Origin of the sequence: Mucilaginibacter sp. PAMB04168, assembly GCF_039634365.2 — a bacterium.
Taxonomy (GTDB): domain Bacteria; phylum Bacteroidota; class Bacteroidia; order Sphingobacteriales; family Sphingobacteriaceae; genus Mucilaginibacter.
Window position 1 is genome coordinate 3,123,188 of record NZ_CP155079.2, and the last position, 12,902, is coordinate 3,136,089.

The 12,902-nt window shown below is 41.5% G+C and carries 10 protein-coding genes; all 10 read left to right on the forward strand.

Going from position 1 to position 12,902, the window contains the following annotated elements:
- Window positions 1–47: 47 nt before the first annotated feature.
- The 10 genes from ABDD94_RS13205 (at window position 48) to ABDD94_RS13250 (ending at window position 12,898) form a co-directional block, all read left to right on the forward strand.
- Window positions 48–1,625, forward strand: coding sequence for a PQQ-dependent sugar dehydrogenase (locus ABDD94_RS13205; RefSeq protein WP_345952640.1), 1,578 nt, complete (start codon window positions 48–50; stop codon window positions 1,623–1,625).
- Window positions 1,626–1,804: 179 nt separating this feature from the next.
- Window positions 1,805–3,238, forward strand: coding sequence for a L,D-transpeptidase family protein (locus tag ABDD94_RS13210; RefSeq protein WP_345952641.1), 1,434 nt, complete (start codon window positions 1,805–1,807; stop codon window positions 3,236–3,238).
- A 170-nt stretch (window positions 3,239–3,408) separates the two neighbouring features.
- Window positions 3,409–3,744, forward strand: coding sequence for a single-stranded DNA-binding protein (ssb, locus tag ABDD94_RS13215; protein ID WP_345951614.1), 336 nt, complete (start codon window positions 3,409–3,411; stop codon window positions 3,742–3,744).
- Window positions 3,745–4,572: 828 nt separating this feature from the next.
- The gene (locus ABDD94_RS13220) at window positions 4,573–4,998 is read left to right on the forward strand and encodes a response regulator (RefSeq protein WP_345951613.1); all 426 of its coding nucleotides are present in this window, start codon (window positions 4,573–4,575) and stop codon (window positions 4,996–4,998) included.
- Window positions 4,973–6,082, forward strand: coding sequence for a sugar transferase (locus tag ABDD94_RS13225; protein WP_345952642.1), 1,110 nt, complete (start codon window positions 4,973–4,975; stop codon window positions 6,080–6,082). Before ABDD94_RS13220 ends, ABDD94_RS13225 begins: the two co-directional genes overlap by 26 nt.
- A 19-nt stretch (window positions 6,083–6,101) precedes the next feature.
- Window positions 6,102–6,785, forward strand: coding sequence for a TolC family protein (locus ABDD94_RS13230; RefSeq protein WP_345951611.1), 684 nt, complete (start codon window positions 6,102–6,104; stop codon window positions 6,783–6,785).
- On the forward strand, window positions 6,785–9,067 hold the full coding sequence (locus ABDD94_RS13235; protein WP_345952643.1) for a Wzz/FepE/Etk N-terminal domain-containing protein: 2,283 nt from the start codon (window positions 6,785–6,787) through the stop codon (window positions 9,065–9,067). Before ABDD94_RS13230 ends, ABDD94_RS13235 begins: the two co-directional genes overlap by 1 nt.
- A gap of 157 nt (window positions 9,068–9,224) precedes the next feature.
- Window positions 9,225–10,706, forward strand: coding sequence for an O-antigen ligase family protein (locus tag ABDD94_RS13240; RefSeq protein ID WP_345952644.1), 1,482 nt, complete (start codon window positions 9,225–9,227; stop codon window positions 10,704–10,706).
- Window positions 10,703–11,947 (forward strand): glycosyltransferase, encoded by a 1,245-nt coding sequence (locus ABDD94_RS13245; RefSeq protein WP_345952645.1) that lies wholly within the window; start codon window positions 10,703–10,705, stop codon window positions 11,945–11,947. Before ABDD94_RS13240 ends, ABDD94_RS13245 begins: the two co-directional genes overlap by 4 nt.
- A gap of 48 nt (window positions 11,948–11,995) precedes the next feature.
- Entirely contained in the window at window positions 11,996–12,898 is a 903-nt protein-coding gene (locus ABDD94_RS13250) for a beta-1,6-N-acetylglucosaminyltransferase (protein WP_345952646.1), read from the forward strand.
- Window positions 12,899–12,902 lie beyond the last annotated feature (4 nt).

The following is a 12,902-nucleotide window of genomic DNA, read 5'->3' on the forward strand; positions in this document are numbered from 1 at the left end:
GTGGTATTCAGAACAACTACGCGCTTTTAATTGTCTAAAAATTAACCATGAAGAAATTATTTACCCTAATACTTACAATTAGTTGTATGGCTAATGCAAATGCTCAAGTGATTGAAGGCCCCATGCATGAAAAATTTGCGGTACGCATTGTGGCCGATAAGTTAAGCGATCCATGGGAGATAACTTATGGTCCCGACGGCCAGCTATGGGTAACCGAGGCCCGCGGCTACAGGGTAAGCCGAATCGACCCGGCAAACGGCACCAAAACTGTATTGCTGGATCTGAGCCGGGAAAAGAATTTCCCACGATATGATAAAATGAAAAAAGAGGTTAGTGGTGGCAAGCCATGGCCCCAAGGCGGGCTTATGGGTATGGCTCTGCATCCCGGCATACTTAAAGGTAAGCCCTATGTTTACCTGGCCTATATATACGACTTTGCAGGTGCCGATAGTACTGGCAATGGATGTAAGATTGGTGAACGAGGATGTTATTTCACAACCCGCATTGTTAGATACGAGTACCAGGCAGCCGAACAAAAGCTTACTAATCCCATAATACTTTGTGACAGCATACCCGGTAGTAATGATCATAATGGTGGCAGGTTGATGATAGCACCTATTAACGGTAAAGATTATCTTTTTTATACCGTTGGCGATTTAGGCGCCGGGCAATTTAATAATGGCGGTCGCCCTAATCATGCACAGGATACGCACTACTACGAAGGCAAAATACTGCGCTTTAATGTTGAGCCCGATACAGACGCAGGTAAGTTTGATTGTTGGATACCTAACGACAATCCGTTTAACAATAGCCGGCAAAACGCAGTATGGAGCTACGGGCACCGTAATGCCCAAGGTTTAAGCTACGCCGTTATTGGCGGTAAAGGTCGAATCTATTCGTCTGAACATGGGCCCTATTCTGATGATGAGATTAATATTGTGGAGAAGGGAAAAAATTACGGGCATCCCCTTATTATTGGCTATGCGGATGGCAACTACAACGGATTAGCGGCCAGTGTTTCAGATAAAGAAATACTTCCCGGTACATGGCACACAACGTATCCGTTAATTACTGATGAAAAGAAAAATGCAGCAGAAATTGGCTTAGCATTATATCGCAATCCAATCAAAACACTTTACCCCAATAGCCATAACTTTTTACAAAATCTTTTTGAAGGTGTAAAAAACAAGACCGGGAAGGACACCGAGTGGCCATCTGAAGCACCAAGCAGTATAGAAGTTTATACATCGGCGGCTATACCAGGCTGGCAAAATTCGCTGCTACTGCCTGCTTTAAAGGGCAGTAAACTGTTACGTTTAAAATTGGACGCTGAAGGCAACCAAATTATTAGCGATACCTTAAATTATTTTAAAGGCAACGTACGTTACAGGGATATAGCTGTATCCCCAGGCGGAAAAAGCATTTACCTGGCGGTTGATAGCAACGCCATATCGTCGGGCCCTTCTGCGCAAGACCCGCATAGTGTAAGCTACAGAGGCTGTATACTAGAGTTTACTTATGTAGGACAAGCCGATTCCAAATCAGTTCCAGCCAAGCCATCAAAACTGCCCGAAGGCACTATTAAGCGCAAAAGAAGTGCTGCGAATAACCCAAAGTACAGGTAATTCGATACAATAGCACTTGTGGTATAGTGATTGCTTACAGATGAACACATACATCGAACTTACCTATGATATCAATTATCCAAAAAAACAAAATAGCAAGGTGGCCTTTGCTTATTACAGCGGTTTGTGCCACGCTACTGGTTGTACTCGAGAGCTGCCATAAAACTAAGCGCTCTGATATGGCCCAAACTATTTACAAAGTAAATAAGAACAAGGCTTTCAACAAAGTTACACCCGAGGGCTTCGAGCCGGTATTTAAACAGGTACTGGCCGCAAAAAAAAGCAAACTTAAAAACCCAGTACTTATAACCACCTTCTATGAGCAGAATGGTTATGACCCTGCCTTAGTGCTTGACCATATGGCTGGTGAAGATTTAAAAACTTTAGGTACTTACCTAAAACGCTCCGGCGAGCACGGCCTGGATCCAAAAATGTTTCAGGCAGATGAGGTGAATAACCTGGTTAATAAATTTTATAGCAAAGACGCTATTAAAACTACCGAAGAAGCCTACCAAAACATGGCGGAGCTTGAGGTGCTATTAGCCAATTCACTTATTAATTACACCAATGCCTTGCAATACGGCGTAATTAGTCCGCGTAAAATTTACGCCCGTTACTTTACCAAAACATTACGTCCTGATAGTGTATCGATGAGTAAAGTATTCGGTATTGCAGATATGAAGCATTTTCTGGATAGTATTCAGCCTAAAAACCCGCAGTATATAGCACTACAGAAAGCTTTAATGAGTAATGTACAAGTGCCTGGCAAGACTCCTGAAGAGACTGACCGCATATTGAAAGTAAACCTGGAGCGCTTGCGCTGGAAAAACAAACCGACAGAAAAGAAATTTGTACTGGTGAACATCCCTGACTATCGCCTGGACGTAGTGGAGAATGGCAAGTCGGTTATGAATATGAAAGTTTGTGTGGGCGAAGGCCGTAACATTGATCGTGCCGACAACTTGGTTGAGTATGATGAAAGCGATAAGGTAGACCGTCCGTTTTCGCGGGAAACACCACAGTTAAATAGCATGATCTATTCGGTGCAGGTTAACCCGGTTTGGAACATACCTAAAAGTATCGCTAGTAAAGAAATTATGGTTCGGGCTGCACAAGACCCTTATTACCTGGCCAATAACAATATTGATGCTTACAAAGGCGGACAGGTTGTTGAAGATCCGGAAACCATTGACTGGGCATCAGCCAATAAAGATGAGTATGATTTTAAACAACGTCCTGGTGATGACAATGCATTAGGTAAAATTAAGTTCCTGTTTAAAAACAACAGTAGCGTTTACTTGCACGATACCCCTGCCAAACTAGCTTTTGACAAGCCAATGCGTGCGGTGAGCCACGGCTGCGTACGTGTTGAACGTCCGTTGGATTTGGCACATGCGCTGTTTGGCGACAGCAATAAATTCCAAACCATTAAAACTGACATGGGTATGGATAATCCAAATCCGGAAGATATTCAATTGCCGAACAAAGTAGGTGTCTACTTAACGTACATGACTTGCTGGCTTGATGAAACTGGTACATTACAGTTTAGGCCAGACGTTTACGGCTTAGATATCGTATTATTTGCTCATATGAACAAATATTTAACGGCATAATCCTTTTAAGGAATAAAAAGCGGGATAAGCCACAATGCTTATCCCGCTTTTTTTTGTGCATTTTTCCGCAACCATATTGGGTATTTACAGAAGTGTTTTTGAGGTATTTATACAAGAGCGTGAAAATCCGAATGTTCATTTTTGCGCAGTATTATTTAAGCAAAATACCCATGGTAGGAATTAACAAGGTCATTCTGGTTGGCCACTTAGGTCAAGACCCATTCATCAGACAATTAGATGGGGGCATTTCTGTAGCCAGCTTCCCGTTGGCCACATCAGAAAATCATCAAAAAGGCGTAGAAACTGAGTGGCATAATATCATAATGTGGCGTGGCCTTGCTGATGTGGCGGCCCGGCTTTTGCAACAAGGCAAACTGGTATACATTGAAGGTAAATTACGCAAACGCGACTTCATAGACAGCTACGGAAACAAAAAACAAACCACTGAAGTATTGGCCGAAAGCTTTACCATACTTGGGCGCACAACCGATTTTGAGGCGGCTTAGGTGGTAATACGCTAAGGTATCGTTTTCCCCAGACCTAAATGCAAGGCCATCGTAGGTTATTTATCGTGGTAATCAGCTAATTCCAAATTAATTTAAGGCCCGAATTGTATGCTTTGTTAGTAGTTGATACTAGCACTCCTTTACATTAACTGTTTTTTCTGTAACAAGCCATTATGAAGTGCACACACGTTTATAATGGCTTTTTTTTAGAGGCTACATTTAATAATTGGAAGTTCGGATCTATCACGTCTTCAGTGTTTTTAATTTAACATTGCGCTAATCTTTCCAATCAACTAACACGCTTTAACAAAGTTGAGAATAGATATCTAACTTAAATATATTATTTACTGACCATGCCTATCACAGTTGTTTCCAAAAAACTGCACACCTACTAAAGTACTTTTAACTACTGCTTAAAGCACATCTTTCCCTAACTATCCTACATCTATAAAGCAGTTTTTATTGGCAATATGCATTATGATACTTCAAATAATAAGGCTAAATGAATGACTTGTTACGAGCCGGTATACCAATCTAATCGCTAAAAGTTTTAAATATTTGAGCTTTTGTTTATAAAAGTCGCAATTAAAATCATCGCTAATTAACATTAAAATAAATACCTGTTTAAAAACAGGTATTAAAACATATACTACTCAGGTAAATATACTCCGTGGGCAAAAATATGTCCAACTACCTTTGTTACGTAAACTATTGGTTAAACATCTCTCCCCTAACATGTGATCAATTTGTAAACGAAAGGCAAATAGTATACGAATATTAACCCATTCGAAAAAATACTTAAAAGGTCATAACAATTAAATATTAATAATGATGAGACTTTACCCAAGTATAACCAAGAAAACGAAGCTAAAAGAGCAGATTTTGATTGTGGACAGTGAATGGAACATGCTTAAACTACTATATGCTGTTTTGTCCGATCAATTTGATCTTGTAACAAAAAATAGTTCGGTTGATGCCCTGCAGTGGTTAGAAAGTGGCAACAAGCCAGCTCTGATCATTACCGAATTCCAACTCCCTTATCTGGATGGTGCTTCCTTCATCAGGCACCTTAAGTACAGCGGCATTTTTAACAGCACGCCAGTTATAGTCCTTTCTCATGCTAATGATATAGAGGCTAAAATCAAGAACGTTGCTTTCCAAGTGGGCGCCATTATCTCTAAGCCCTTCAATCCATCTTACCTCATTTTTAAAATTAATACGCTGCTACATGAATACAAATCTGCAATGGCTTGAAATGCCCCAAAACCAGATATCTGCCTGGCAGATAAATATTGGCTACGCAGGAAAAGATTTCAAAGAGATGGTGCAGGCCGAAATGCCCGACGCTTATCTGATAAATTGCTTTGAAACTATTGATGAGCTGAGCAACTCTATTCGCCACTTATCGGTATTGGAAATGCCTGATGTTTTGATGATGGAGGTGGATGATGCCGAACAATGCTTTAGCTTTATTGAAGCGTTACGTAAGGACGAGCATTTGCAGGATATTTTGATCGTATTACTTTCAAAATTTGATAATGAAGAATGGAAAAAAAGGGCTGCAGCTTTAAAAGTTCATGACTTTTATGTATATCCTTTTAGCATTGTGCACTTGCATGAGCGCGTTAAACTACTGCTTAAGTTAAGGATACTCAAACCTTACAATAACAATCATCAAATTCTTGATTATCAAAAGGAGTTTATTTACCGCATGCCGCCAAGCAAGCGCCTTTTTGATATTGTGTGCTCGGCGTTAACGCTTTTGTTTTTGGCGCCACTGTTGTGTGTTGTTGCATTGCTGGTTAAACTGGAGTCTCCGGGGCCGATTATCTATCGTAGCAAACGCGTAGGCACTGGTTATAAAGTGTTCGACTTTTACAAATTCCGCAGCATGCAAACTGATGCAGATAGTAAAGTGACAGAATTTCAAAAAGTAAATATGTACAGCCAAAACAGTAACTCAACTGATAAGGCTGTTTTTTTTAAGGTAGCTAATGACCCACGTATAACCAAAGTTGGCCAGTTTATACGCAACACCAGTATTGATGAATTACCGCAGCTTTTTAACATCCTGCTGGGTGATATGTCTTTTGTAGGTAATCGTCCACTGCCGCTTTATGAGGCTGAGCTGCTGACTTCAAATGAGTGGTCCATGCGTTTTTTGGGTCCGGCCGGCTTAACCGGACTGTGGCAAATAACCAAACGCGGTAAACGTGATGTCTCAGAGCAGGAACGCAAAGAACTGGACAACTACTATGCGCAAAGGTGCTCTTTCTGGCTCGATCTAAAGATAATTCTCAAAACGTTCCCGGCGCTCATACAAAAGGAACAAGTATAGCTTAAACGTCAAACATACCATGAACATTCAAAAATTTAAATTGCCTCTACTACTCCTGCTCTTTTCCACTAAAACACTCATCGTGAAATCGCAGGAAAGCATAGTCCCGCGGGTATCCGGCGAATACGTCGATAAACTGGTGCGTGTTGCACAAAAAAATTACCCTGAGGTAACAGCACGAAGCCAGCAAACAGCTATCGCTAAAAACAAGATTACTCAAACCCAGGTAAGTTGGCTCGACGCCTTTAACGTATCTTACTTTTACAGGCCAAACCGTACAGTTGATATTGTTGACCCCAACTTATTTAACGGATACCAATTAGGTGTTAGCCTCAATCTGGGCAGTTTGTTTCAAAAACCCTTTGCCACCAAAGAAGCCAAACTAGAATATAAAGTTGCCCAATTACAAGAAAGGCAATATAACCTAACTATCACCGCCCTGGTAAAGGAAAGATACTTTGCCTACTTAGAGCAAATGGGGCAGCTAAGGCTGCGTACCAAATCTTACACCGATGCCGAGGCCCTGGTTAAACAGCTAAGGTATAAGTTTGAGAAAGGCGAAGCTCAGTTTGATGATTATCAACGAGCTTTAATCCTGTCTGCAGAGCAAAATCAGCAACTTATACATGCCGAAGCTGGTGTATTTACCACCAAATCGGCTCTGGAAGAATTACTGGGCGATAAATTAGAAAATGTGAAGTAATGGAAATCAGAAATTATTTTTTACTGCTAAAAAGGCACAAATTGATGCTCATCATCATACCAGTAATTGCCATGATTGCTGCATATGCTTTTGTACGTTACCTGCCTGATACCTACGTGGCCAAAACGCAAATCGTAACAGGTCTCATCGATCAATCACAACAAGTGCTGGATAACAATAACCGTAACGATAACAGGCGCAATGATGAATTTACAAACCTGATCGAAACCATGCAACTCGATAAGGTAATGAGTCAGGTTTCTTACCAATTAGTTATTCATGATCTTACCAGCGGCAAACCGTTTCGTAAAATGAATAAGGCAGAAGACTTTAGCCCTGCTATGGGCAAAAAGATCGTGTCGGCCTTGAAAGAAAAGCAGCAATCGTTTGGCTTGCTCAATCCCTCTAACCCGTTAGAAAAGAATATAGACTCGCTCACGGCTTCGATGGGTTATGATGCTGGCCAATTGTTAAAAAAGAACCTCAAAATTTACCATTTTGATGGCAGTGATTTCATCATCCTGGAATGTGAAACCGAAAACGCTGCTCTATCGGCCTTTATTATCAACCAGTTATCAAACAAGTTTATTACCTACTATACCAACTATGTTGGTCAGGGCAGGTATAAATCTACCGAATTTTTGGCAAGCCTGCTCAACGAGAAGAAAACGGCAATGCGCGCAAAAATTGACGAACTGCAGAATTATAAGATCAAACACAACATCCTCGACATGACAAACGAGGCGAAGGATGTTTACGGACAGATTAGCAGTCTTGAAAGTTACCGTCAGCAGGCAGATAAGGATGTTATTGCTTACAGAGGTGCATTGAAAAGCATAGACGGTCGCTTTAACCCGAGAGATCGCCGGTACCTGGAATCAACAACTGCTAAGGTAAACAGCAGCATTCTTTCCACCCGCGAGCGATTACGGGTTATGAATAATAAATACTTAGAGAACAACTTTGATCAGCGCTATAAAAAGAGTGTTGACTCCCTTCAAGATGTGCTTTCTGAGCAAATTAACGAATCAACTGATAAATATATATCTAACCCTTTAGCCGCTAAAGACAACCTGGTGCAGGAGAAACTAAAAATGGAGAATAGCCTTGAGCTGGCCCGTTACAGTTCAGGCTCTCTAAACCGCCAACTTAGTCAGCTAAAAGGACGCCTAAATTCGCTGGTGCCTGCCGAAGCCGTAGTAAACTCGTTAGAGCGGGATATAGACGTGGCTACCAAAGAGTACCTGGATGTGCAGGACAAGTACAACCAAGCCAATGTTGCCAACATAATGCCCGTTCAACTGCGTCAATTACATTCAGCATTGCCGGGTGCCAAGCAACCGTCTAAAAAAATATTTTTAGTTGCAGTAAGCGGCGTAGTGAGCTTTGCCTTGTGCATGGTGATCGTGCTCTTGCTTTTCTACATAGACGATTGTGTACGCAACCGTGAAGATCTGGAACGCATTACGAAAATGCCGGTAATAGGCGAACTGAACCTGGTACCCGAAATGGCAGGAAAGAAGATACAGCCCAAACAAGAAAAATACGTTAGTGGCAGCATCACACTGTTCCGGAACTTATTGCGCAACATCAGGTTTGAGATTGACCGCGTAGCCTCGAAAGATAAAATATTTGCCATAACCAGTTTAAACGGCACTCAAGGCAAAACACTCTTTTCCTTCAGTTTAGCTTATGCATACGCTATAAGCAACAAAAAAGTACTGTTGGTTGACGGTAATTTCAGTAACCCGCTTATTAGCGAGACAGCTAAGCCTAAGCTTTACCTGGAAGATTACTTGCGCGGCGCAGAGTTTGAAAACAGCACTATTTACACACAAATTGCCGACGCCGCAGAGAGCGACAAACTCATCAGGCTGCAGGATATAGACGCCAATAATAGCATTACCACCACCATTCAACGCCTGAGCACACAAACACCTCAGGTACAAGGCGGCATGGACCGTATCAGCATTATAGGCAACCGTGGCGGCGATACTTCACTATTCGAGATCAGCAATCAATCCAGCATCCGCAAACGCCTTGATGATCTGAAGTCAAAATTCGATGTCATCATTATCGAGACTGGCTCACTAGATACTTTATCTAAATCGAAAGAATGGATGCAGTTTTCGGACAAAACCATAGCCATTTTTGAAAACAATCAAAGTATCAAGAACGGTGCTAAGGCAGGAGTTAAATACCTGCACAGCCTTAACGGCAAAATGCTGGGTTGGGTACTAAACAAAGTACCTGTTACCTATAAAGAAGCCGTTAACTCTTAAGGCAACGCAAATGGACAAGCATTATAAAAGTTTGGAGGACGATTCGCAGGCGCAACTAAACCCAAGGCAAAAAGCATTAAAGTTAATTGCAACTGCAATAGCATTTTTAATCATGTCTGGGTTCCTGCTTAAAATCGTTTTGTTTTAAAGATACGGAATGATGTTAACTAAGAAAATAAAGACATATAGCTGGACCGACCTGTTTTACCAACCGGCGGGATACCTGATTATGTCGCTTGTAGCGCTGATTCTGAGCGCTGCAATTATACATTGGGGCGTTCCAGCAGCACTTACCATACTCGGCTTGGTTATAGGCTTACCAATGGTGTATGCCATAGTTGCCTATCCGAAGTTTGGTATTATGACGCTGTTGATTAGCTCATACCTCATCATGTGGATTAACCGTATGGTACTCAACTATCCTATGGGTACCGTTATGGATGGCTTGCTCATTCTTTTGGTTGTGGGCTTTATTATCAAGCATAAGTACGATAAGAAATGGCGCTTCCTTGATGATTCGGTAAGCATAATGATGATGGTGTGGATTTTATACAACACCCTGGAACTGTTTAACCCTTACGCACAATCACGTGTGGCCTGGTTATTTACCATACGTACTATAGGCATTGTGGCACTTACATACTACCTGTTTGCATTTCATATAAAGTCAGCAGGTTTTATAAGGCTTATATTCAAAACCTGGATTGGCTTATCGGCATTTGCCGCGGTTTATGCCATCTTTCAAGAGTTTCATGGCTTTTTGCCGTTTGAGCAGAAATGGCTCGACGCTGATCCAAGTGCATCCAGTTTGTACTTCCAGGCAGGACGCTGGCGCAGATTTGGCATTTTTTCAGATCCGGTTGCCGCTGCTTATAACATGGCAATCAGCAGCTTACTCTGTTTTGTGCTCATTTTTGTTACCAAATCAGTATTAAAAAAGATAACGTTAGTGCTGCTCATGATGCTCTTTGCTATGGCAACGCTGTACGCTGGCATCAGGGGTGCATTTATTCTCCTTCCGGCTGGGCTGTTCTTGTTCTTCCTGCTCAAGCTTAACGCCAAAACACTGATACTGGGAATCATCTTTGCTATGGGATTTGCCGTGCTTATACGTGTACCTACAACTAACACGGCACTATGGCGGTTCCAAACAGCTTTCCGGCCATCAGATGATGCTTCGTTCAACGTAAGAAAGAACAACCAAAAACGTATACAACCCTACATACAAACGCATCCAATTGGCGGGGGCCTTGGCTCCACCGGTACTTGGGGGCAACGTTTTTCGCCCGGCACTTACCTGGCATCTTTTCCACCAGATAGCGGCTATGTACGTGTAGCTGTAGAAAGCGGCTGGATTGGCCTGGCGCTGTTATGTGCATTGTTCTTTGTGATTTTGCAAAAAGGCATCACTAATTACTTTGCTATCCAGAACAATGAGTTAAAACATTACTGCCTGGCTATGGTGCTGGTTGTATTTGCGCTGAGCATAGGCAATTACCCACAGGAGGCACTGGTACAGTTTCCCATAAATATCTATTTCTACTTGGCTATAGCCTTAATTGGCACTACGCTTAAGCTCGACAAACAGCTGCAGCAAAATCAACAAAACCATCACCACCTTAAAAACATAACCCTATGATTAAAAACAGAGATATTTTGGTAGTTGGCCAGCAAGCCTGGGATATTGAGATAGGTAGCAATTGTAAGAACATTGCACTCGAGTTTAGTAAATATAACCGGGTGCTTTACGTAAACCCACCGCTGGACCGTATTACCATGTTAAGGCAACGCCACGATGAGAAGGTTCAGAAACGTATGGCTGTTATAAGGCATGAGCAAGAAGACCTGGTACAGCTTGGCCCTAACTTATGGAATCTTTATCCAGATAAATTAATTGAGTCGATCAACTGGATTAAAGCTCACTGGCTTTTCGATCTGTTAAATAAACGTAACAACAAACTTTTTGCAAGCGCCATAAAAAAGGCTTTACATGTTTTAGGGTTTGAAAACATCATCATTTTTAACGACAGTGATATGTTCAGAAGCTTCTATTTGAAAGAATTACTCCAGCCAGACTTAAGCATCTATTACTCGCGCGACTACTTGCTGGCTACCGATTATTACCGCCATCATGGTAAAAAGCTGGAACCTATGTTAATTAGCAAGAGCGACTTATGCGTAGCTAACTCGGAATATTTGACGGATTACTGCAAAAAATATAACCCTCACTCCTATTACGTTGGCCAGGGTTGCGACTTAACTACTTTTACTGACGTGGATACTAACTTAGTTCCGGCTGATATAGCGCGTATTGGCAATCCTGTTATTGGTTACGTAGGTGTGTTGTTTTCTGCAAGACTTGATATCAACATACTGGTACACATAGCGCTAAACAACCCCGACTGGAACTTAGTACTTATTGGGCCGGAGGACGAAAGCTTCATTAACAGTAAACTACACCAGTTAGATAATGTACACTTCTTAGGCGCTAAAGCTCCGGCAGAATTACCTGCTTATATTAACGCTTTTGATGTATGTATAAATCCGCAGGTACTGAATGAACTTACCATTGGCAATTACCCACGTAAGATAGATGAATACCTGGCCATGGGTAAACCGGTAGTAGCAACAAAAACACAAGCCATGAAAGTGTTCGAAAAACACACTTATACGGCATCTACTAAAGAGGAATACCCTGCATTAATTAGAAAAGCACTGGTTGAAGACAGCCCACAAGCACGTATTAACCGCAAAGGGTTTGCTGCAGGCCACACCTGGACCAACAACGTAAATGAGATATACGAAGCCATTATAAAAGCCATTGATATTAACGCTTATAACACGCAGAAGAAAACAACTTCTCACCAACCTATACCCTAACTTATAGTCATCATCTAACCACTATAGTTAAACATCTTATCTAAAAACATGCCTTCTAAATTAGCACACTTAATTCTGGCCCATGCCTATCCAAAACAACTCGAACGCCTGATTAATCGCCTGCAGCATGCTGATGCCGATATTTATATACACCTGGATGCTAAATCCAAAATAAAAGATTTTATACACCTGCAGTGTAGTAATGTTTTTTTTGTAAAAAAGCGTACCTCGGTGGTTTGGGGAACTTATAGTTTGGTGCAAGCTACATTAGACGGCATGTATGAAATCTTACATGCTCAAAGATCTTACAGCCATATTAACTTGTTAAGTGCGCAGGATTATCCGTTAAAATCAGCAGATGAGATACAGCGCTTTTTTCAGGATAACGCTGACAAATCATTTTTAGATTCGCCGGTAATTGGCGAAGGATGGATGGATGGTGTTCACCGTGTTGAAAATTTTAATTTTGGAGATTATAAATTCCCGGGTCATTACCTTCTGCAATATGCTGTTAACTTTTTAAGGATAAAAAAAAGGGTTCCTGCTGGCCTGAAACCTTATGGCCGTTCGCAGTGGTTTACTATCACGCCGCAATGTGCCGAGTATATGATTAACTACCTCGAGTCACATCCGGATGTTAAACGCTACTTCAGAATGAGTTTTGCGCCAGATGAATTTATCTTTCAAACTATTTTGGGTAACTCACCTCTTAAGGATACTTTAGTAAACGACAATTTACGCTACATTAATTTTCCGGCTGGCCATTTGCACCCCACAACTATAACCACGGCAGATGCGGTGGCATTAACCACTTGTGGAAAGTTATATGCCCGAAAATTCGACCCGAGAACTGACGGCGTTATATTGAATTATCTGGACTGGGTAGCCCAATTTGGGATAGATCTCGACTCGCAGGAATTTAAGTGTTTAAAATATATCTTCAACTCATAAGAAT